Raw genomic sequence first — 20510 nt, 5'->3', positions numbered from 1 at the left:
GCGACACCCGCCGGGAACGGCGCTTGAGAAAACTTTCACTTGACAGTTAATCGGGCTCAGGCCCGGACAGGAGTGAGCAGATGACCACCGCGTCGACCGATGGCGCCCGCTCGCATGCGCGTTCTCAGGCGAGTGGCGCCAGCATGCGGGTGCCCACCCTGCCCGACGGCGTCGACGACGCCCGACTGGTCTGGGCCGAGGCCGTGCCCGCGGAGTCCTACGTCGCCCGGGTCCTCGGGCGGGGCACCCGCGTGCGACTGGCCGACCCCGACGGCGGTGCCTGCGCACACCTGTTGCTGTTCCGCGCCGACGCGTCATGGGAGCGGCTCAATGTCGCCGACACGATGAAGGTGCCGTGGCAGGCTTACCTCGGGGTGGGCCATCCGCTGCTGTCCGATCAGGGCCGCCTGCTGGCGACGGTCGTCGCCGATACGTCGGGCCACCACGACCTGCTGTGCGGCTTGCCACCGGCCGGTCAGCGGCAGATGCTGCTGGCTGCGGCCAAGCACGGCATGGACATTCGCGATATCGCGCCGTCGGCGACCCTGTTCAAGGGGGTCCGAGTCGAGGACACCGGTGCATGTGTGTTCACCGGCTCGGCAGGCCCGGGCGCGGCGGTCGAACTGCTGATCCACCTGCCGGTCGTCGTCGCGGTGGTGAACACCGCTCACCCGCTCGATCCCGCGCCGGCGACCACCGACCTCGACATCGTGGCGTGGCGGGCCGACGAGGAACTGAGCGTGCCCGTCAACACCGACCCGGAATACTCCCGGGCCCTGTTCAACACCGAATCGACTTGGGCGGCAGCACAATGATTTCCGACGAGATCGTCGCGGCCCGCGCACCGTGGTCGGCCATTCTGCGCGCCGGCCAGTCTCTGCAGATCATCGACCTGCACGGCAATCAGGCGGTAGACACCCTGTTCTACGCCGTCGACGGCGACCGGGTCGATCCGGCCGGTCGCTACAGCGCGCAGGCCACGATCGCCGCGCAGCGCAACATCTTCTTGACCACCGGCTCGGTGCTGCGTGCCGCCGATGGCCGGGCACTGGTGACGATCGTCGCCGACGAGGTGGGCAACCACGACACCATCGCAGGCGCCTGCTCCAAGGAATCCAACACGCTGCGCTACGGCCACCACACCGTGCATCAGCACGCCTGCGCGGAGAACTTCCTCGCCGAGGCGGCCAAATGGGGAATGGGCAAGCGCGACATCGTCTCCAACATCAACTTCTTCATGAACGTCCCGGTCGAGACCGACGGCACACTCGGTATCGTCGACGGCCTTTCGGCGCCGGGCAAGTCGGTGACGGTCCGCGCCGACACCGACACCCTGGTCCTGGTGTCCAACTGCCCGCAGATCAACAACCCGTGCAACGGATTCGACCCCACCGAAGTGCGGATGGTGATCACGTCCTCATGACAACCGTCGAGGTGGTGCGGCCGGGAATGCTGACCACCATTCAGGATTGGCCCGGCCGCGTGGGCTATTGGCATGTCGGCGTGCCGCCGTCGGGTCCGATGGACGATCTGTCGTTCCGGGTCGGCAACCGGGTGCTCGGCAACCCCGAGGGGGCTGCCGGTCTGGAATGCACGAAAGCCGGTCCGGCCCTGCGGTTTCCCGACGGCGGCCGGATCTGTGTGGCCGGTGCGGCCGCGCCGGTGACCCTGGACGGTATCCCGGTGCCGATGTGGCAGTCGATCACCGTGCCGGCCGGTGGTGTGGTGGACGTCGGCATGGTGCCCGGCCCCGGTATGCGCTGTTATGTGCTGATAGCCGGCGGCCTATGTGAACCCGAATACCTGGGCAGCACAGCCACATTCAGCCTGGGTTGCTTCGGCGGTCACGACGGCCGCCCGCTGCGCGAGGGTGACGTACTGACCGCGGGCGACGATCCATGCCCGGGATCGGGCCGGCCCGCGCGTGCCGCGATCGACGAACAGCCGGCCATCGGCCATCGCTGGCAGGTCGCGGTCACCGAAGGGCCGCACGGCGCGCCGGAATTCTTCACCCGCGCCGACATGGCGACGATCGTCGGCACCGACTACACCGTGCATTTCAACTCCGATCGCACCGGTGTGCGCCTGATGGGCCCCAAACCACAGTGGGCCCGCACCGACGGCGGCGAGGCGGGCCTGCACCCGTCGAACATTCACGACAATGCTTACTGCGTCGGCACTTTGGACTTCACGGGCGATACCCCGATCCTGCTCGGTCCCGACGGGCCGAGCCTCGGCGGATTCGTCTGCCCGGTCACCGTGGTGCGCGGCGATCGGTGGAAGCTCGGGCAGATGGCCCCGGGCGACACCGTGCGGTTCGTGCCGGTGCGCGCCGACCGGGCCCCGTCGCTGGGCAGTATCGACGCCAACCGGCGGGCGTCGATGCCGCTGGTGATCTCCACCTCGAGTGACGCCGACGACGGTGTGCTGACCCGGTTCGTCGGCGCCGAGGGCACCGATGTGACGGTGCGCCGAGACGGTGACGGCGGTCTACTGGTCGAATACGGACCGATGGTGCTCGACCTGGCGATGCGCGCCCGCGTGCACGTGCTCTACGAATCCCTCTCGGCCAGTGCGATTCCCGGCGTCACCGAATTGACCCCCGGAGTCCGTTCGCTGCAGGTGCAGTTCGATCCCGCCGTCGTGAGCACACCGGAACTGGTAGACCTGCTGGCGCGCACCGACGAGTCACTGCCTGCCACCGATCAACTCGTCGTGCCCAGCCGCACCGTGCGACTTCCGCTGTCCTGGGACGATCCGGCCACCCACGAGGCGATCCAGCGCTACATCCACGGGGTGCGCGCTGATGCCCCGTGGTGCCCGTGGAACATCGAATTCATCAGGCGGATCAACGGTTTGGCCGACGTCGAGCAGGTGCACGATATCGTCTACGACGCCCAGTACCTGGTGCTCGGCCTCGGCGACGTCTACCTCGGCGCACCGGTGGCCACTCCCCTGGACCCGCGCCACCGGCTGGTGACCACCAAGTACAACCCCGCTCGCACCTGGACACCGGAGAACGCCGTCGGGATCGGCGGCGCGTATCTGTGCATCTACGGCATGGAAGGCCCGGGCGGCTATCAGTTCGTCGGGCGCACCACCCAGGTGTGGAACCACCGGCACCCGCAGGACTCCCGGTCTTTCGAGCCCGGAACTCCGTGGCTCCTGCGCTACTTCGACCGGATCGGCTTCTATCCGGTCAGCGCCGAGGAACTCCTGGACCTGCGTGCCGACATGGCCGCGGGCCGCGGCGACGTCGAGATCACCGACGGCACGTTCTCGATGGCCGCCTACGAGCAGTTCCTGTCCCACAACGCCGACGGCATCGCGGACTTCCGCGCCCAGCAGGCCGAGGCGTTCAGCGCCGAGCGGCTTGCCTGGGACCGGGCCGGTGAATTCGCCTCCCAGCTGGCCAGCTAACCGGCGCGATAGGGAATCATCTCGCGCGACAGGGCACGCCGGAGCACCGGCTGCTGGCTGCAGGCGACGGCGAAGACGGTCAACAGCAGCCAGCTCAGCACCGAGCTGGCCAACACGAGAATGAAGGCCACCCAGGCGCCCCCGGTCAGGTGATAGTTCGCGGCCTGCCGTGCCCACAAGCGCCAGTAGATCGTCAGATTCACGGTCAAGCCGACGCCATAGGAGATGACGAAGGTGAACAGATAAGGCTTCCAGGTGCCGTCGTGCAACCGAGCCGTGACCGGCTCATGGCGCAGCGGATACACCACAGACAGCACGTTGCCCACCCCGAGCCAGATGAACACCATCGTCACCAGCTGGTCGACCAGGGTGACCGGGTTGACCTCGGTGACCCACCACAACGCGGCCACCACCGGCAGGCCGGCGGCGGTGATCATCAGCGCCATCGCCAGATTCTTGACCGCCAGCACCTGCCATATCCGGTCGCCGTCGGCCAGGCGCTGGCGCACCCGCTGCGCATCGAAACATAGTGCGTTGGTGCAGATTACGCTGCCGACCACAGCGGAGAACAGGTACAACGTCAGACCGCCGAGGTCGTAGCGCTTCATCCCGGTCAGGTGGTAGCCGGCCACCAGGGACAGCGCGATACCCAGAGTGATCACGACACGAGACAGGATCGACCGTGGCCGGCCGACGATGATGTGGCGGACCTCAGCCCGTACGCGGACGCCCAGACCCGCCAGAGCCCGTCGGCCGATGTGTACTGGGAACCGCCAGGCGTCGGAGGACGGCGAGCTTTCGGATCGGGTGGCATCGACGGCCAGGACGGCTCGCGCGACCGACAGCCGAGCCGCGTCGATCTCGGTCAGTGCCCCTTGCTGCGGCCTCGCCACTTCGTCTCGGGCGTCGGCCACGATCCCGCGCAGCGCGTCGTCGTCGTGCCACTCGGCGGCGGTGATCGCTCGGTCCAGACGGCTCAGCATTGCGGCGAGATCGCTCAGTTCTCGCAGCGCATCAGGGTCGGGACTGCCGTTCATTGCTCAGGAGACTACTGGCGGGGATACGTGTCCGACCCTGCTCGATCGGTTCAGCGACGCCGCACCATCTCGGCGAGACGCCGTGTTCACCTGGATATGACACGCTGTCCGGCATGGGCTCTGGTAACCGCCACGTCGAGGTGGAGAAGAAGTTCGACGTCCCCGCGGGCACGGTGTTCCCGTCCTTCGAGGGCCTGGCCACGGTGGCCCGCGTCGAGCGGCAGGCGGCGCAGTCGCTGGACGCGGTGTACTTCGACACCCCCGATCGCGACCTGTCAGCCAACAAGATCACGCTGCGTCGCCGCACGGGTGGACCTGATGCCGGCTGGCATCTGAAGCTGCCCGCCGGCCCCGACGCCCGCACCGAGGTCCAGGCTTCGCTGGACGGCTCGGACGAGACGACCGTGCCCACCGACCTGCTCGACATCGTGCTGGCGATCGTGCGGGACCGCCCGCTGAAGCCGGTTGCGCGGATCTCGACGACCCGCAACGTGGTGATGCTCTACCGCGGTGACGGAGCGGCGTTGGCCGAGTTCTGCGACGACGAGGTCAGCGCGTGGGCGCTGAGCCCGGTCGACGGTGAGGCCGGCGAGGAACAGCGCTGGCACGAATGGGAGCTGGAACTGGCCGACAGCGAGATCGAAGGCGGCCGGGATCTGCTCAAGCGGCTCGGGAATCGGCTGCTGGACGCCGGCGCGGTGCCCGCGGGGCACGGCTCCAAGCTGGTGAAGGTGCTCGACACCGCCGGGACGCTCCCGGAACCGGATGACGAGGACGAGGCGCCGGACGACCCCGTGCACCGGGCGGTCGCCGAGCAGGTGGCCGAGCTGCTGGTGTGGGACCGCGCCGTGCGGGCCGACACCTACGACTCGGTACACCAGATGCGGGTGACCACCCGCAAGATCCGCAGCCTGCTGCAGGCCTCCGAGGACTCGTTCGGGCTGACCGACGACGCGTGGATCCTCGACGAGCTGCGCCAGCTGGCCGCCGTGCTGGGGGTGGCCCGCGACGCCGAGGTGCTCGCCGAACGCTACGAGGCGGCCCTGAAGGATCTGCCCGACGAGCTGGTCCGCGGCCCGGTGTACGCGCGTCTGGTCGACGGCGCGCAGCGCAATTATCAGGCCGGTCTGCGGCGTTCGCTGGCCGCGATGCGCTCGACGCGCTACTTCCGGTTGCTCGACGCGTTGGAAGGGCTGGTGGCCACCCAGCCGCCCGAGGCCGTGCCCGGTGAGGAGCCGAAGCCGGTGACCATCGACTCGGCCTACAAGCGGGTGCAGAAGGCGGCGAAGAACGCCGCCGAGGCCACCGAGGACCGCGACGAGGCACTGCACCGGATTCGTAAGGGCGCCAAGCGACTTCGTTATGTCGCGGCCGCCACCGGGGAGCCCAAGGTGTCGGATCGGGCCAAGACCATCCAGACCCTGCTGGGCGATCACCAGGACAGCACGGTGAGCCGCGCTCATCTGCTGCAGCAGTCTCAGGTGGCGCACGCGGCAGGCGAGGACACGTTCACCTACGGCCTGCTGTATCAGCTGGACGACGACCTGGCGAACAGGTGTCGCGAACAACTCGACGATGCGCTGAGCGCCTTGCGTAAGACATTCAAGAAGGCGCACTAGCCGCGTCGTTCCCGCCGTTCGCCCCGCAGCGAATTACGCATACCTCTCGCTAAGAAATTGCCTGCGGTGCGTGATTCATCCCTGAGACATGCACCTCGTGTGGTAGACATCTGCTGTCAAGTGTCTTCGCTAAACCTTGCAAATCGACACAAAGACAGGATTTCAGCAACGAAGATTCGGGGGAATCGTGGGGTATTCGCGCTATGTCGGCCGTGTCGGTGCACTAGCTGTGATGTTGGGGGTCGGGACCGTGCTCGCGGCGCCGGCATGGGCCGACGACGGCCACTCGGCAAGTGGCTCGTCGGCATCGAACTCGTCGGCCGGTTCGTCCGCGAAAGCTGACTCCAAGCGTCGCGCCCCCGCTGGAGGCGTCGGCAAGTCGAACAAGACACCCAAGAAGCCCATCAGTACAGCCACCGCCGGTACGGCTCCTGTTGCGTCACAGTCGATCTCGACACCTCGGGCCTCAGCGCCCAAGGCTGTGTCCGCACTGCCGGCTTCCGGCACCGGCACCCCTGCCGTGTCGGCAGCCCTGTTGGTCCTGACGACGGCTGGCTCCCGCCGCCAAGCCGATGACAACGCCCCGGTCGCAGCGGCACCCGCTGCGGCCGCCACGACGACGGTCACGATCAATACGTGGAACGATTTGGCACTGGCAGCTTTGAAGTATGGCGGATATACAACGGGTCCAACCGCGGGTATCTACGGGGGCGATACTCAGGGGACGCTGGAAGACACATCGTGGACGCTCGACTACAAGCACGTGGATGCCTTTGGCGACAGCGCGTCTGGCAACGGTTCGATGGCATACCAGGCGACCTTTACCTACACCACGCCGTACACACAGAATGCGTTCGTCCAATCCCAGCTGAAGGAACGGGCTCAAGCGCTGCATGTGAGCTACTCCCCGACCAATTACACCGCGTGGCTGGTGGCCTTGGATGTGACCACCGTCGATGGCGTGGCGTCCATCAGCACTATCAATGGGAAGCCACTCGTCCTCGGGGACACGATCGTCCACCCTGCACCGATCTGGGCCTATACCCCCGATGCCAATGGCGATTTCACGATCTTGACGAACGGCGCTCAGACTGATCCGAGCTGGCGGGGCTCCTATGCCGTCGTCATCCTGCCGAAAAACGTCGTGCCGGTTATCCCAGGTGGAGATATCACTGCTCCGATCGCCCCGACGGTTACCGCCTCGAAGGTCACCACGTCGGCGGTGACGCTTAAGGTTTCGGGGAGCACCGACGACGTTGGTGTTGTCGGATACAACTTCTATCGCGTCAACTCTTACGACAACGGTCAGGGCTACGCCTACACCACCATCTGGAAGGTCAACGGGTCGGTCGCTTCGGCCGGAACGACGTTCGTCGATACAGCAGTCGAACAAGATACGACCTACGTGTACACCGCTCGCGCAGTCGATGCCGCAGGGCACGAAAGTCTAGACAGCGCAGCACTTGTGGTGAAGGTACCCGCCCCAGACACCGAGCCGCCGACCGCGCCTACGATCGCAGCCACCAACGTCACGACGACAACGGCGACCTTGGTTGTCTCCGGGAGCACCGACAACGTAGGGGTCGACGGCTACGACATCTACCGTGATGGCATCCAGGTCAACGTCGCACCGATCAAGGTCGGTCAGAACTTCGTCGATACCGACCTCATCCCGGGAAGCGAGTACGACTACACGGCCCAAGCCTTTGACGCCGCAGGCAACTACAGCGAACAAAGCGTAGCCATCGTCGTCACGACGACGGGCAGCACCGGTGGCGGAGACAACGGCGGCGGAGACAACGGTGGTGGTGGAGAAGTCGCCCCGCTACCGATACCACGGATCAAAGCCTCCGACCTCACAGACCACTCGGTCACGATCACGGTATCGCTCGGTAAAGACGACAGTCGAGTAGTCCGCTACTTCCTCTACCGCGACGGCCAGCTGATCGCCACGTTGGACAAAGACGATAATTCGTACACCGACGACAATTTGGACTCTGATGTCACCTACAACTACACGGCAAAGAGCCTTGATGCCGGGTACGCCGGAGGTGACCTGACCAGGTCGGTAGCGATCACCACGTACTCAAGCGAGGAATGGGCGTATCGACACGGAAAGCCGGACTCCTTCTGGGAAAAGCAGTGGGAGAAGTTCAATCAGTACGTCGGGTGGATTCCGGTGGTCGGCGATGTGCTTGCCGCGATCAGCACCGGTATAGACATAGGCAGCCTACTTAACGCGATCGCCACGGGAGACAAGCACCAGATCTACGAAGAGATCAAGGACCTCGGAGGCGACATCATCGCCTTCATCCCGTTCGTCAAGGCCGTTGACGTTCGCTTCGCAGCGGTCCTTGACGCAATAGCTCAACGACCCGTGGCAAAGCCCGTGAAAGAACTGTCCGAAAGCATCACTTTCCATCTGGCCTCACTGATCTACGACGCGACCAGGAATCGCCTTGAGCGTTAAGCATTTGCTATAGGCGAACGAGTTGGCCTATAAGCCGGATTCTGTCCCGCCCTGCCCCGGGTAACCGTGGCAGGGCGGCGGCGACCATCCATCTGGGCACACCGTCGCCGGGTGCCTCGAGCGGCCTACCCGCAGGCTCGGGCGAGCAGCCCTCTAACACCTGCGCAGCCGCACCAGGTGCGGCCTCTTGGCCTTGCTTCGGGTGGGGTTTACCGAGCCATCCCGGTCACCCGGGATGCTGGTGCGCTCTTACCGCACCGTTTCACCCTTACCGACCTGACGGCCGGCGGTCTCTTCTCTGTGGCACTGTCCCGCGAGTCACCTCGGATTGCCGTTAGCAATCACCCTGCTCTGTGAAGTCCGGACTTTCCTCGACTCACTTTCCACGGTGAGCCGCGGCCGCCCGGCCAACTCGTTCGCCTGAACACGGTAGCTCATTTGCGTCGCAGCTGGATCACATTGTCGACCAGGCTGGCCTGCTGGCCGTCGGGCCCGACCGCGTCGCGCTCGGCGGGCCCCAGCCGCACCGTCTCCCACTGCGTGTCGTCCAGCGCCAGGCCTGCCAGTACCTCGTCGGCGGACAGGAATTCGTGGTGGTGCACTTCCTCCGACGCCCACGGCGGGGCGCCACCGTGGTCCACGATCAGCAACGTGCCACCCGGATTCAGAGTCGCCGCGGCCCGGCGCAGGATCGCCAGCCGGTCCATCTCCAGGGTGGTGTGGAAGAAGTGCGCCGACACCAGATCGAACGGGCCGTCGGGCAGGGTCTTCGTCAGATCGTGCTGCTGGAAGTCGATGTGGCCCAGCACTCCTCGGGCCTCGGCGTCCTCGGCCGCCCGGGCCAGCGCGGTCGTCGAGACGTCCACGGCCACGACCTGCCAGCCGTGCTCGGCCAACCACATCGCGTCACCGCCCTCGCCGCAGCCCAAATCCAGTGCGCGCGAACCGGTCAGATCACCGACGATCTCTTCGAGTCGGGCGTTGGGGCGCCCGCTCCAGATTCGCGGCTTCTCCGCGTAGCGGGTTTCCCAGTGCGTGTGGTGATCGGTGTCCATGTCTCGAGCTTGCCGACGCCGAGCGCCAGTGGCAAGGTCTTTTGCCATGCAGGCAAACGACGATGTCGATTCCAGGGTGCGCAGACGGCTGCGCGAACTGCGCGGCCGACTCGGCCTGACCCTCGAGGACGTGGCCTCGCGGGCAGGCATCGATGTGTCGACGCTGAGCCGGCTGGAATCGGGCAAGCGCCGCCTGGCCCTGGATCACCTGCCCCGGTTGGCCGCGGCGCTGTCGGTCAGCACCGACGATCTACTCGGCGCACCGGAGACGGTCGACCCGCGAGTGCGCGCCCCATCGCACACCCGGCATCTGGTCACCTACTGGCCGCTGACCCGGCACAGCGGAACCGGACCGCAGGCCTTCAAGATTCGCATCAGCGCGCGGCGGCGAACCCCACCCGCCGAACTACCCACCCACGAGGGCCAGGAGTGGCTCTACGTGCTGTCCGGTCGGCTCCAATTGATCCTCGGCGAACAGCATTTCGTCATCGAACCCGGCGAGGCGGTGGAGTTCAGCACCTGGACACCGCACTGGTTCGGCACCGTCGACGGCCCGGTGGAGGCCATCATCCTGTTCGGCCCGCACGGTGAGCGAGTTCACCTGCGGCAGTGAGGCTCAGGCCAGATACGAAGTCTGGTTGACCAACCGCACCGACGCGTTGCCGTCGGGGTAGAACTCGGCGATGCTCAGCGACGCCAGGTCCAGGTGCAGCCGGTGCAGGATGCTGGTACCGGCGTCCAGGGCCAGGCGCAGCATGGTCTTGATGGGCGTCACGTGCGAGACCACCAACACCGTCTGGCCGGGATGATCGTTGAGGATTCGCGCCCGTAATCGCTGAACCCGTTGCTGCACATCGTCGAAGCTCTCCCCATCCGGCGGGCGCAGACTGGTGTCGCGCAGCCAGTGCCCGTGCAGGTCAGGGTCACGTTCACGAGCCTCTCCGAACGTCAGACCCTCCCAGGCGCCGAAGTCCGTTTCGATCAGATCCTCGTCGACCGTCACGTCCAGGCCCAGCGCCTTGGCCGCGGCGCCCGCGGTGTCATACGCGCGGCGTAGCGGTGAGGAGATCACCGAGTCGATACCGCCACGCTCGGCCAGGTAGCGCGCCGCGGCGTCGGCCTGGCCGCGGCCGGTTTCGGTCAGCTCGGGATTGCCGCGGCCGGAATAGCGCCGCTGCCGGGAGAATTCGGTCTGCCCGTGGCGCAACAGCAGCATGCGGGTCGGGGCTCCCTGATTGCCGGTCCACACCGCGGGCGGTACGGCAACCGCTTCTGACGGCGGATCCGCGGCGGCGTCCATCGCCGCGTTGGCCAGCCGGTCGGCGTGGCTGTTCTGCTCGCGCGGGATCCACTGATAGGTCACCGAGTCGAAGGTCGACGCCAGCGCGCGGGCCTGCTGGAGCAGCTCGGCCATCGCGGGATGCTTGGCTTTCCATCTCCCGGACATCTGCTCGACGACAAGTTTCGAATCCATCGACACGCCAACCTCATTGGCGCCAAGGCGGCGTGCTTCCTCGAGCCCCGCGATCAGCCCGCGGTATTCGGCAACGTTGTTCGTCGCGACCCCGATCGCCGCGCTGTGTTCGGCCAGCACACTCTGATGATCGGCCGACCAGATCACACAGCCGTAGCCGGCAGGCCCGGGGTTGCCGCGCGATCCGCCGTCGGCCTCGATGAGGACCTTCACCGTCACGCCCCGCCGAGGCGCAGCAGGATCGCCTGGCACTCGGGGCAGCGGACGACCTCGTCCTCTGGGGCGGCCGAGATCCTGGCCACCTCACCGCGATCGAGCTCGATCCGGCAGGCGCCGCACCGACGGCCCAGCAGCCGCGCCGCACCGATGCCCGACGAGGCCCGCTGCCGTTCATAGAGCTGGGCCAGTGCCGAATCCAGCCCGGCCACGATCCCGTCGCGCTGGGCGGTGCGCTGACCGCGCTGCTTCTCGATCTCCTCGAGCGCCTCATCACGATTGTGACCGGCGGTGGTCAAACCCGCTTGCAGCGCTTCGGCTTTCGTACGTTCCGCGGACTGCTCGCCGGTCAGCTGTTCGACCCGCTCCATCACCTCGAGCAGAGAATCCTCCAGGCTGGCCTGCCTGCGCTCCAGGGTCTCGAGCTCGTGCTGCAACTCTTCGAGCTGTTTGGGATTGACGGTGCCGGAGTCGAGCAGTTTGCGGTCGCGGTCCTCGCGCTGGCGCACCCCATCGATCTCGGCTTCGAACCGCGTCACCTGGGCGTCGACATCCTCCAGCGCGATCGCCAGTGCGGCCAGCCGGTCCCCCGCCTCGCGATGGTCGGCCTGCGCCGCGTCGAAGCTCTGCTGCTCGGGCAGGTTGGCCGCCCGATGGGCGAGCCGGGCCAGCTCGGCATCCAGCTCAGCCAGCTCGAGGAGCGAACGTTGCTGTGCCAATTCAGCTTTCACGACATGCCTTTCACGATTTCGATATTCCACGGGTCGGTGCGCAGATCGCACACGTCGACCGGCAGCGCCGCACCGAAATGATTCCGCAGCAGCGACGCCGCCTGTGCGCACCACGGATACTCGCTGGCCCAGTGCGCTACGTCGACCAGGGCGACGCCGCTGGCCCGCCGGTGCTCATCGGCGGGATGGTGACGCAGATCGGCGGTCAGGTAGGCGTCCACGCCCGCGGTGGCCGCCGCACCGAGCAGTGAATCACCCGCGCCACCGCATACCGCGACCCGCTCGACCGGGGCATCTGGATCACCGGATGCCCGCACTCCCCACGTCGTCTGCGGCAGCACCGCATTCGCCCGCGCGACGAAATCGGCGAACCGCAGCGGCTGTGCCAACGTCCCGATCCGGCCGATGCCCACACCGGCGGGCAGCGCGGCCAGCTGGATCACGTCGAACGCCGGTTCCTCGTACGGGTGCGCCGCGCGCAGCGCCGCCAGCACCTGGGCGCGCAGCCGGGCCGGTGCCACCACCTCCACGCGGTCCTCGGCGACCTGCTCCACCGACCCGACCGTGCCGGTATCTCCCGCGCCCGCGGCCAACACCGCCGCGCGGACCCCCTCGGCGTCGGCGGTCGGCACGAAGATCACCCACTTGTCGGTGTCCTGGCCCGCGGCCGGGTCGAGGACGGCGTCGACCGTCAGGCCGAGCACGTCGGCCAGCGCGTCGGACACCCCGGGATTGGCGGAGTCGGCGTTGGTGTGCGCGGTGAACAGGGCCGAGCCGCTCCGGACCAACCTGTGGATCAGCGCGCCCTTCGGGGTGCTGGCCGCCACCGTGTCGACGCCGCGCAACAGCAGCGGGTGGTGGGCCAGCAGCAGCCCGCGCGGTCCGACCGTCGCCGCGACCTCGGCGGTGGCATCGACGGCCACCGTCACCGACCCGACGACGTCGTCCGGGTCACCGCACACCAGCCCCACCGAGTCCCAGCTGTGTGCCAGCCCGGGCGGGTAGGCGGCGTCCAGCACGGCGATGACCTCAGCCAGTTTCACGCCCTCCACCACGTCATGAACAGTAGTGCGCGGCGATCGGCAACAATGGACCGGTGACAAGCACGGCCTCCGACACCCGCCCCCAGTTGGTGATCTTCGATCTCGACGGCACCCTCACCGACTCGGCCGACGGCATCCTGGCCAGCTTCCGGCACGCGCTGGCCGCGGTCGGCGCCGAGGTTCCCGCCGGTGACCTGGCCACCCGGGTGGTCGGACCGCCGATGCATCTGACTCTGTCCGGTTTGGGCCTCGGCGAGCGCGCCGACGAGGCGATCGCGGCCTATCGCGCCGACTACACCAGCCGCGGCTGGGCGATGAACAGCCTGTTCGACGGCATTCCGCAGCTGCTGGGCGACCTGCGCGCGGCGGGGGTGCGCATGGCGGTGGCCACCTCCAAGGCCGAGCCCACCGCACGGCGGATCCTCGAGCATTTCGAACTGGCGGAGTACTTCGACGTGATCGCCGGCGCCAGCGTCGACGGAGCACGCTCGAGCAAGGCCGACGTGCTGGCGCACGCACTGGGCCAGCTCCAGCCGCTGCCCGATCGAATTCTGATGGTGGGCGATCGCGCCCACGACGTCGAAGGTGCCGCCGAGCACGGGATCGACACCGTCGTGGTGGGCTGGGGCTACGGCGCGGCCGATTTCACCGAGCCGCACCTTGCCGACGCCGCGGCCGCCCATGTGGCGACGGTGCCGGCGCTGCGGGAGGTGCTTGGTGTCTGAACCTGCGCTGCATGTGACGTTCGTCTGCTCGGGCAATATCTGCCGGTCACCGATGGCGGAGAAGATGTTCGCCCACCAGATCGACCAGCGCGGCCTGGCCGGCGTGGTCCGGGTGAGCAGCGCCGGGACGGGGAACTGGCATGTCGGCGACGGCGCCGACGAGCGCGCCAACGCCGTGTTGCGCCAGCACGGCTATCCGACCGAGCACGCCGCGGCCCAGGTGGACGACGACCACCTTGGCGCCGACCTGGTGATCGCGCTGGGTCGCAACCATGTGCGCATGCTGACCCACCTCGGGGTGGAACCCGAGCGGGTGCGGTTGCTGCGGTCGTTCGACCCGCGGTCGGGTAAGCACGCCGACGACGTCGAGGACCCCTATTACGGCAGCCACGCCGACTTCGAAGAGACGTTCACCGTGATCGCCGCGGCCCTGCCGGGCCTGCACGCCTGGGTCGACGAGCGGCTGGCCGACGAGGGTCTGACCGGCTGATGAAGCGGCTGACGTTCCTGCTGCGCCCGGGCTGGATCGCCCTGGCGTTGGTGGTCGTCGCGTTCGCCTACCTCTGCTTCACCGTGCTGGCCCCCTGGCAGCTGGGCAAGAACACCAAGACCAACCGGGAGAACTCCCAGATCGAGAATTCGCTGAAGGCCGATCCGGTTCCGGTGACAACTGTTCTGCCGCACCAGGATTCGTCGGCGCCGGATGCCCAATGGCACCGGGTGACCGCCACCGGGCACTATCTGCCCGCCGCGCAGGTGCTGGCCCGGCTGCGGGTGGTCGGTGGGTCACCTGCCTTCAACGTGCTGGTGCCGTTCACGGTCGACGGCGGCCCGACGGTGCTGGTCGACCGCGGCTATGTTCTCCCGATCCAGGGCAACAAGGTGCCCGACGTCGCGCCGGTTCCGTCCGGCACGGTGTCGATCACGGCGCGGCTGCGTGATTCGGAAACCGCACCCGCCGACAAGCCGCCGCTGCGCGAAGACGGCTTCACCCAGGTCTATGCCATCGACACCAAAGAAGTGACGAGGGCGACCGGGGTGCCGCTGGCGGGCTCGTATCTGCAGTTGGTGGAGAACCAGCCCGGCGTTCTCGGCGTCGCCGAACTCCCGCATCTGGACCCGGGGCCGTTCCTGTCGTACGGCATTCAGTGGATCGCGTTCGGCATCGTTGCCCCGATCGGGCTGGGCTACTTCGCCTATTCGGAGATCAAGGCCCGCCGGCGCGATGCTGCGGCGGCCGCCGGGAAGCAGGCAGCAGCCCCGGTCACCGTCGAGGACAAGCTCGCCGACCGCTACGGCCGACGGCAGTAAGGCCGATCGCGACCGCCGCGGCGGCGAACTGCACGGCGCGTGACAGCCGCACCGCCCGGCGCAGGTCGTCGATCCCCGGGATGTGGCCGTCACCGAGGGTGGGCCGGATCTCCAGCTGATGGTGGTACTGGGTGGGCCCGCCCAAACGCACCCCCAGCGCACCGGCGAACGTCGCCTCCACCACGCCGGCGTTCGGGCTCGGGTGCCGCGCCGCATCACCGCGCCAGGCCCGCAGCGCGCCCGCCGGCGAACCGCCGACCACCGGCGCGCAGACCACCACCAGCGCGCCACCCACCCGGGCGGCGACGTAGTTGGCGGCGTCGTCCAAACGCGCTGCCGCCCAACCGAACCGGGCATAGCGCGGAGATTTGTGTCCGATCATCGCATCCAGGGTGTTGACACCGCGGTAAACCATGACCCCCGGCACTCCCCCGACGGCCGCCCACAGCAGCGGCGCGACATGGGCGTCGGACGTGTTCTCGGCCACCGATTCCATGGCCGCCCTGGCCAGACCGTCGGTGTCGAGTGCCGACGGGTCGCGGCCGCACAGCGACGGCAACAGCGCCCGCGCACCGTCGATGTCACCGGCGGCCAGCAGGTCGGCCACCCCATCACCGGTGCGGCCCAGCGTCGTTCCGCCCAGCGCCGCCCACGTGGCCGAGGCCGTCGCCACCGCCAGCCCGGGCCCGCTCGTACCCCGCTGCGCCAGCACACCCGCGACGGCAAGCCCGCCCAGCAGCACACCGGTGTGCACCGCACCGGCGGCCCTGCTGTCGCGGTAGGTCAGCTTTTCGAGTGCGGCTGCACACCAACCGAACCCCGCGACAGGATGGCCACGGACCGGATCGCCGAGAGCCACGTCCGCCATCTGGGCGGCAAGGATGCCGACACCCCGCCACCGTCTGCGCGCAAACACCCCGGCACTCTCTCACACGTGATGTACTGCCCCCATGAGGCCGCAATGATGCGACATCCGACGCGGGTCTCTGACCTGCTCAATCCCGCCGCCGCGCTGGCACCCGCGGCCAATGTGATCATGCAGCTCGCCCACCCGGGTGTGGGATACGGCGTGCTGGAGAGCCCGGTGGACAGCGGCAACGTCTACAAGCATCCGATCAAGCGGGCCCGCACCACGGGGACCTATCTGGCCGCGGCCACGATCGGGACGGACGCCGACCGCGCGCTGATCCGTTCCGCGGTGGACACCGCGCACGCCCAGGTGCGCTCCACGCCGGCGAGCCCGGTGTCGTACCGCGCTTTCGATCCGCAGCTGCAGCTGTGGGTGGCGGCGTGCCTGTACCGCTATTACATCGACCAGCACGAGTTCCTCTACGGCCCACTCGACGACGCCGCGGCCGACGCGGTGTACGCCGACGCCAGCCGGCTCGGCACCACATTGCAGGTCCGCGAGAGCATGTGGCCTGCCGACCGCGCCGCGTTCGACGAGTACTGGAAGAACGCGCTGGACGACCTGACCATCGACCCGCCGGTGCGCGAGCATCTCAAAGGCGTTGCGGGCATGGCCTTTATGCCGTGGCCGGTGCGCGCGACGCTGGGCCGGTTCAACCTGTTCGCGACCACCGGCTTCCTGCCGCCCGAGTTCCGCTCGATGATGCGGCTGCGGTGGGGTGCCGATCAGCAGCGCCGGTTCGAATGGCTGCTCGCCGCATTGCGACTGGCCGACAAGCTGATCCCGCACCAGGCGTGGATCCTCGGGTATCAGCTGTATCTCTGGGACATGCGTGCCAGGGCCCGCCGCGGACACCGGATCGTCTGATGTCGACGACGATTGTCACGGCCGGGACCGTCATCACGATGGATCCGAAACGGCCGCGCGCGCAGGCCGTCGTGATAGCGGACGGCCGGATCGCGGCGGTGGGCTCGGTGCCGGAATGCCGGGCGGATTATCCGGACGCCGAGTTGATCGATTCCGGTGCGGCGGCGCTGGTACCGGGATTCGTTGAGCCGCACAGTCATCCGATCATGAGTGGGATCGCCACCCAGCCCCCGGCCCGTTCGATCGCACCGTGGGACGCGCCGACGTGGTCGGATATCGAGACGATCTTCACCGACGCCATCGCGAACACCGACCCGAGCACACCCCTGCTGTTCGCCGGTTTCGACGCGCTGCTGCACAAGCGGCCGTCACCGAAAGCCCCCGAACTCGACCGCATCTTCGGCGAGCGGGTGGCGGTCGTCACCGACAACTCCGGGCACGGCGTGTATTTCAACACCGCGGTGATGAAGCAACACGGCTGGGACGTCAATTCCCCGGCCGATCCGGTTGGCGCCCATTTCGGCCGAAACGACGACGGCAGCCTGGACGGCCAGGGGTTCGAGACGGCGGTGCTGCTGGCCGTGGCCGGACCGATCCTCGCCCAACTGGGCAATCCGTTGGTCAGCGCGGCCGAGTACTACGCGTGGATGTCACGCGGGGGCTACACGTCGACCTCGGACATGACCTATGACCCGAAGTTCAAGGCCGCCTACGAGGCGCTGGCCGCCGCACCGTCGTCCCCGCTGCGGATCAGCATGTGGGAGATGTCGACCACCGACACCTACAACGACTCCGAAACCTTCGGTGTCCCAAAGGCTTTACTGGTCAAACAGGGCGTCAAGCTGTGGACCGACGGCTCCCCGTGGATCGGCAACATCGCGATCTCGTTCCCGTATCTGAGCACCGAGGCCACCCGAACCGCGGGCATCGACATCGCGGTGGCCGGTGGCGTGCAATCGATGAACTACAGCCGCGAGGAGCTCGACGCGATCCTCGACGTCGCCGCACCGACCGGCTGGCAGATGGCCTTTCACGCCAACGGCGATCTGGCCATCGAGCGGGCACTCGACGCGTACGAGTACGCCCTGACGCGACACAACCTCCTCGGCACCGACCATCGGTGGCGTCTGGAACATCTCGGGGCGGGCACCCGCGCGCTGTTCGACCGGGCCGCGCGCCTGGGCGTGCACGTCTCACTGGCGCCGTTCCAGTACTACTACTGGGGCGACCTGCTCGACGGCCAGATGTTCGACCATGAACACGGCAGCCGGTGGGCGCCGTTCGCCGATGCGGTGGCTTCCGGCGCGGTGGTCTCGCTACACAACGACGGCTCGGTGTCACCGCCGACACCGGTGCTCAACATCCAGACCGCGGTCACCCGGCGCACCCGGGCCGGTAATGTCCACGGCGCCGACCAGGCGATCACCCTCGACCAGGCGCTGCGCGCCCACACCATCGACGCCGCACGAACCCTGCACCGCGACAAGATGATCGGATCGATCGAAGTCGGCAAGCTCGCCGATTTCACCGAGCTGACCGCGGACCCCTACACCGTGGATCCCACCGAGTTGGCCGAGAAAAGCCGTGTCAGCGGCACCTGGCTCAGCGGCGAGCGCATCGATCTGGCCATGTTCGTCAACGCGATCAGTGGCTCAGATACCGGCCAGCATGAACATCTGGCCACCCATCCTCGTAATACCTGTTGTTAGAACCCCCACCAGGAAGGTGTGCCATGGCTTTTCCCGCTCTTGCCCACGTCGCGGTCACGGTGCGTGACCTCTCGGTCAGCACGCCCTGGTACCGCACCCTGATCGGCTCGGATCCGGTGCTCGACGAGGACACCGACGCCGGCTTCCACCACGCGGTGTGGCTCCTCGACAACGGCACCCTGTTCGGCATCCACCAGCACACCACCGCACCGTCGGATCAGCCGTTCAGCGAGTACAACGTCGGCCTGGACCACGTCGGATTCGGCTGTGCGGATCGCGCCGAGCTGGAGCGGTGGCAGGCGCGCCTGGACGAGCTGGGCATCGCCCACGGCGGAATAGTCGACGCGCCCTACGGTTCCGGGCTGAGCTTCCGCGACCCCGACGGCATCACGCTGGAGTTCTTCGCGGGCGCCTAAGTCAGCGTCGTCTTCATCAGCTGGACGTTGTAAGTGCCCCAGATCGACAGGTTCCAATAGATGTCCTGACCGGTCGACCACGGATCCATCATCGGGGCGTACAGCCCCGGGTACTGCACCGAGGTCACCAGTGTCGTGGGCGCCGACCAGGTGCCCTCCGGCGAGTCGGCGGTCCGCATGATCACGCTGCCGACGCTGCTGGAGTACATCGCGACGTACTTGTTCAGGTAGGTGTTGTACTGCACCGACAGCTCGCTGACGTGCCCACTGGGGCCACCCACCCCGAAGATGCCGGCCACCCAGCTGCCGAAGAACAGACCGAGCTGACCGAGGATGCCGCCGGCGTACTGGTTGCTGCGCGTGGCAGGCAAGATCGGGACCGCCGCACCGGGTTTACCCGCCACCCACGTGTCGCCGTCCCAGTATTCGTACTTCGTCAGGTCCAGGATGTCGGCCTCTTTGACCCTGGACACGTAACCCGACCCCAGCCGGCCGGACGGGGTGCCGAACGAAAAGACGTACCCGGCGTCTTCGGAATCTGCGGGCGGTTTGACGAACGCACCCTGCTGAAAGTTCTGATTTCCGTAGACGAATGGCGTGCTCGACCGCAGCCAGCTGGCCGCGCGGATGGTCTCCGGAGCGACGGTCCAGTTCTGGCCGTTGTCGTCGGAGTAGGCGATCGCCGAGTAGTTGGTGGTCCACGCGCCGCCGAAGTCCCAGGATCGCACCGACATGAAGTTGACGTATTGCCGTGCGCCGTACTGGTTGTCATAGGGCACTGAGATCGCCGCGGTAGGGATGACCGTGACCTCGGAGCCGAACGGGCCGAGATACCGTGGGCTGCCGGCGATCACCTGCTTGGAGATGCCTGCCGAATTCAGTGGTGATCCAGCGAACGGGTTGATCGTCGAGCCGGGAGCAAAGACGCGGCTGATCGGATCGGTGGTGCGCAGCAGCACGTTGGAGCGCCAGGCGCCGGTCATGTTCGGGCCGCTGAAGGTGTCCCCGAAAATCATCAGGACCTGGCGGTTATCACCGGTCATGCCGTTGTCCCACATGATGCCGAGGTCGGTGCCGTAGATGCCGAATCGGCTCGGGGTCGACGTGGTGGGGCCGGTCACCTGGCCGACCTTGGTGGTGACGGGCGAGGAGGCGACGGCGGCCGCCGACTTGGGCCGCACCGTCGTGACCCGGGATATGTTGTTGGCCTTGGGTTTTGACCGTGGCGAGCGACCAACACTCGAGTGAGTGCTCGACGTTGATTGTCTGGCCGACGATCCAGAATCGGTCGCGTCGGCCGACGCGACCCCACACCCGGCGGTCACCGCGGCGCCCACGCCCAGTGCCACCGCAAATCCACCCAGTCCACCGATATAGGCCGCTGTACGCATGGCCACCCCCGTTGCTCGCCGGTCATATTTTAGGCGTCCCCCGATCGGCGGATGGGCAATTCGGCCGGTACACGGTCCGCTTGGCGGACAGACGGCCGCTTTCGTCGAGCGCACTA

General features: G+C 67.5%; 19 protein-coding genes and 1 other RNA gene. 12 read left to right on the top strand and 8 right to left on the bottom strand.

The features are described 5' to 3' along the window. The first annotated feature begins 80 nt into the window (after positions 1-80). From EV580_RS17080 to EV580_RS17070, 3 genes are read left to right on the top strand one after another with little or no spacing between them, the layout of a single operon-like run. Positions 81-815 (top strand): DUF1989 domain-containing protein, encoded by a 735-nt coding sequence (locus EV580_RS17080; protein ID WP_133692403.1) that lies wholly within the window; start codon positions 81-83, stop codon positions 813-815. Further along, entirely contained in the window at positions 812-1423 is a 612-nt protein-coding gene (locus EV580_RS17075) for an urea amidolyase associated protein UAAP2 (protein ID WP_133692402.1), read from the top strand. Before EV580_RS17080 ends, EV580_RS17075 begins: the two co-directional genes overlap by 4 nt. Beyond that, on the top strand, positions 1420-3420 hold the full coding sequence (locus tag EV580_RS17070; protein WP_133692401.1) for a 5-oxoprolinase/urea amidolyase family protein: 2001 nt from the start codon (positions 1420-1422) through the stop codon (positions 3418-3420). The genes EV580_RS17075 and EV580_RS17070 overlap by 4 nt, the downstream gene beginning before the upstream one ends. On the opposite strand, the gene EV580_RS17065 is transcribed toward EV580_RS17070, so the two are convergent. After that, positions 3417-4457, bottom strand: coding sequence for an ABC transporter permease (locus EV580_RS17065; protein ID WP_133692400.1), 1041 nt, complete (start codon positions 4455-4457; stop codon positions 3417-3419). The genes EV580_RS17070 and EV580_RS17065 overlap by 4 nt on opposite strands. 113 nt (positions 4458-4570) lie before the next feature. Between EV580_RS17065 and EV580_RS17060 the strand changes: the two genes are divergently transcribed. Together EV580_RS17060 and EV580_RS17055 are read left to right on the top strand one after the other, a co-directional pair. Then, positions 4571-6076 (top strand): CYTH and CHAD domain-containing protein, encoded by a 1506-nt coding sequence (locus tag EV580_RS17060; protein WP_133692399.1) that lies wholly within the window; start codon positions 4571-4573, stop codon positions 6074-6076. Between the two features lie 250 nt (positions 6077-6326). Next, positions 6327-8546: a fibronectin type III domain-containing protein gene (locus EV580_RS17055; protein WP_133692398.1), complete on the top strand. Its 2220-nt coding sequence runs from the start codon at positions 6327-6329 to the stop codon at positions 8544-8546. A 14-nt stretch (positions 8547-8560) separates the two neighbouring features. On the opposite strand, the gene rnpB is transcribed toward EV580_RS17055, so the two are convergent. Together rnpB and EV580_RS17045 are read right to left on the bottom strand one after the other, a co-directional pair. Then, an RNA gene (rnpB, locus tag EV580_RS17050) (RNase P RNA component class A) lies at positions 8561-8961 on the bottom strand. Positions 8962-8980: 19 nt separating this feature from the next. Then, a complete protein-coding gene (locus tag EV580_RS17045; RefSeq protein ID WP_133692397.1) occupies positions 8981-9601 on the bottom strand; it encodes a class I SAM-dependent methyltransferase in 621 nt (206 codons plus the stop codon). Positions 9602-9647: 46 nt separating this feature from the next. Between EV580_RS17045 and EV580_RS17040 the strand changes: the two genes are divergently transcribed. Next, entirely contained in the window at positions 9648-10214 is a 567-nt protein-coding gene (locus EV580_RS17040; protein WP_133692396.1) for a helix-turn-helix domain-containing protein, read from the top strand. 3 nt (positions 10215-10217) lie between these two features. On the opposite strand, the gene EV580_RS17035 is transcribed toward EV580_RS17040, so the two are convergent. Genes EV580_RS17035 through EV580_RS17025 form a run of 3 tightly spaced genes read right to left on the bottom strand, consistent with a single transcriptional unit; the run spans position 10218 to position 13074 of the window. Continuing rightward, entirely contained in the window at positions 10218-11288 is a 1071-nt protein-coding gene (locus tag EV580_RS17035) for a bifunctional RNase H/acid phosphatase (RefSeq protein ID WP_133693102.1), read from the bottom strand. A gap of 2 nt (positions 11289-11290) precedes the next feature. Beyond that, positions 11291-12022: a zinc ribbon domain-containing protein gene (locus EV580_RS17030; RefSeq protein ID WP_133692395.1), complete on the bottom strand. Its 732-nt coding sequence runs from the start codon at positions 12020-12022 to the stop codon at positions 11291-11293. Next, entirely contained in the window at positions 12019-13074 is a 1056-nt protein-coding gene (locus EV580_RS17025) for a Nif3-like dinuclear metal center hexameric protein (protein ID WP_133693101.1), read from the bottom strand. The genes EV580_RS17030 and EV580_RS17025 overlap by 4 nt, the downstream gene beginning before the upstream one ends. Positions 13075-13118: 44 nt before the next feature. Here EV580_RS17025 and EV580_RS17020 point away from each other — a divergent pair, with 44 nt between their 5' ends. From EV580_RS17020 to EV580_RS17010, 3 genes are read left to right on the top strand one after another with little or no spacing between them, the layout of a single operon-like run. Beyond that, positions 13119-13790, top strand: a complete 672-nt coding sequence (locus EV580_RS17020; RefSeq protein WP_166654754.1) for an HAD-IA family hydrolase — start codon at positions 13119-13121, stop codon at positions 13788-13790. Then, positions 13783-14280 carry a low molecular weight protein-tyrosine-phosphatase gene (locus EV580_RS17015; RefSeq protein WP_133692393.1) on the top strand — a complete coding sequence of 166 codons (498 nt, stop codon included), beginning with the start codon at positions 13783-13785 and terminating at the stop codon, positions 14278-14280. Before EV580_RS17020 ends, EV580_RS17015 begins: the two co-directional genes overlap by 8 nt. Continuing rightward, complete coding sequence (locus EV580_RS17010) at positions 14280-15101, top strand: SURF1 family cytochrome oxidase biogenesis protein (RefSeq protein WP_133692392.1); 822 nt, start codon at positions 14280-14282, stop codon at positions 15099-15101. The genes EV580_RS17015 and EV580_RS17010 overlap by 1 nt, the downstream gene beginning before the upstream one ends. Here EV580_RS17010 and EV580_RS17005 read toward each other — a convergent pair. Then, on the bottom strand, positions 15055-15969 hold the full coding sequence (locus EV580_RS17005; RefSeq protein WP_286171609.1) for a cobalamin biosynthesis protein: 915 nt from the start codon (positions 15967-15969) through the stop codon (positions 15055-15057). The genes EV580_RS17010 and EV580_RS17005 overlap by 47 nt on opposite strands. 93 nt (positions 15970-16062) lie before the next feature. Between EV580_RS17005 and EV580_RS17000 the strand changes: the two genes are divergently transcribed. Genes EV580_RS17000 through EV580_RS16990 form a run of 3 tightly spaced genes read left to right on the top strand, consistent with a single transcriptional unit; the run spans position 16063 to position 19003 of the window. Further along, positions 16063-16878 (top strand): oxygenase MpaB family protein, encoded by an 816-nt coding sequence (locus EV580_RS17000; RefSeq protein WP_133692390.1) that lies wholly within the window; start codon positions 16063-16065, stop codon positions 16876-16878. Beyond that, on the top strand, positions 16878-18587 hold the full coding sequence (locus tag EV580_RS16995) for an amidohydrolase (protein ID WP_133692389.1): 1710 nt from the start codon (positions 16878-16880) through the stop codon (positions 18585-18587). The genes EV580_RS17000 and EV580_RS16995 overlap by 1 nt, the downstream gene beginning before the upstream one ends. Positions 18588-18610: 23 nt before the next feature. After that, positions 18611-19003, top strand: a complete 393-nt coding sequence (locus EV580_RS16990; RefSeq protein ID WP_133692388.1) for a VOC family protein — start codon at positions 18611-18613, stop codon at positions 19001-19003. On the opposite strand, the gene EV580_RS16985 is transcribed toward EV580_RS16990, so the two are convergent. Continuing rightward, positions 19000-20394 (bottom strand): glycoside hydrolase family 183 protein, encoded by a 1395-nt coding sequence (locus EV580_RS16985; RefSeq protein ID WP_133692387.1) that lies wholly within the window; start codon positions 20392-20394, stop codon positions 19000-19002. The genes EV580_RS16990 and EV580_RS16985 overlap by 4 nt on opposite strands. Between the last annotated feature and the right edge of the window lie 116 nt (positions 20395-20510).

It is taken from the genome of Mycobacterium sp. BK086 (genome assembly GCA_004362315.1).
GTDB lineage: Bacteria > Actinomycetota > Actinomycetes > Mycobacteriales > Mycobacteriaceae > Mycobacterium.
Note: the sequence above shows the minus strand (reverse complement) of the source record. Positions and strands in the feature narration are given on the sequence as shown.

Bases quoted from the DNA above. Each gene is read 5' to 3' on its own strand.
- EV580_RS17060 (WP_133692399.1), top strand. From the start codon at position 4,571: ATGGGCTCTGGTAACCGCCACGTCGAGGTGGAGAAGAAGTTCGACGTC.
- EV580_RS17000 (WP_133692390.1), top strand. From the start codon at position 16,063: ATGATGCGACATCCGACGCGGGTCTCTGACCTGCTCAATCCCGCCGCC.
- EV580_RS17065 (WP_133692400.1), bottom strand. From the start codon at position 4,457: ATGAACGGCAGTCCCGACCCTGATGCGCTGCGAGAACTGAGCGATCTC.
- EV580_RS17075 (WP_133692402.1), top strand. From the start codon at position 812: ATGATTTCCGACGAGATCGTCGCGGCCCGCGCACCGTGGTCGGCCATT.
- EV580_RS17045 (WP_133692397.1), bottom strand. From the start codon at position 9,601: ATGGACACCGATCACCACACGCACTGGGAAACCCGCTACGCGGAGAAG.
- EV580_RS16995 (WP_133692389.1), top strand. From the start codon at position 16,878: ATGTCGACGACGATTGTCACGGCCGGGACCGTCATCACGATGGATCCG.
- EV580_RS17040 (WP_133692396.1), top strand. From the start codon at position 9,648: ATGCAGGCAAACGACGATGTCGATTCCAGGGTGCGCAGACGGCTGCGC.
- EV580_RS17005 (WP_286171609.1), bottom strand. From the start codon at position 15,969: ATGGCGGACGTGGCTCTCGGCGATCCGGTCCGTGGCCATCCTGTCGCG.
- EV580_RS17070 (WP_133692401.1), top strand. From the start codon at position 1,420: ATGACAACCGTCGAGGTGGTGCGGCCGGGAATGCTGACCACCATTCAG.
- EV580_RS17080 (WP_133692403.1), top strand. From the start codon at position 81: ATGACCACCGCGTCGACCGATGGCGCCCGCTCGCATGCGCGTTCTCAG.
- EV580_RS16985 (WP_133692387.1), bottom strand. From the start codon at position 20,394: ATGCGTACAGCGGCCTATATCGGTGGACTGGGTGGATTTGCGGTGGCA.
- EV580_RS16990 (WP_133692388.1), top strand. From the start codon at position 18,611: ATGGCTTTTCCCGCTCTTGCCCACGTCGCGGTCACGGTGCGTGACCTC.
- EV580_RS17010 (WP_133692392.1), top strand. From the start codon at position 14,280: ATGAAGCGGCTGACGTTCCTGCTGCGCCCGGGCTGGATCGCCCTGGCG.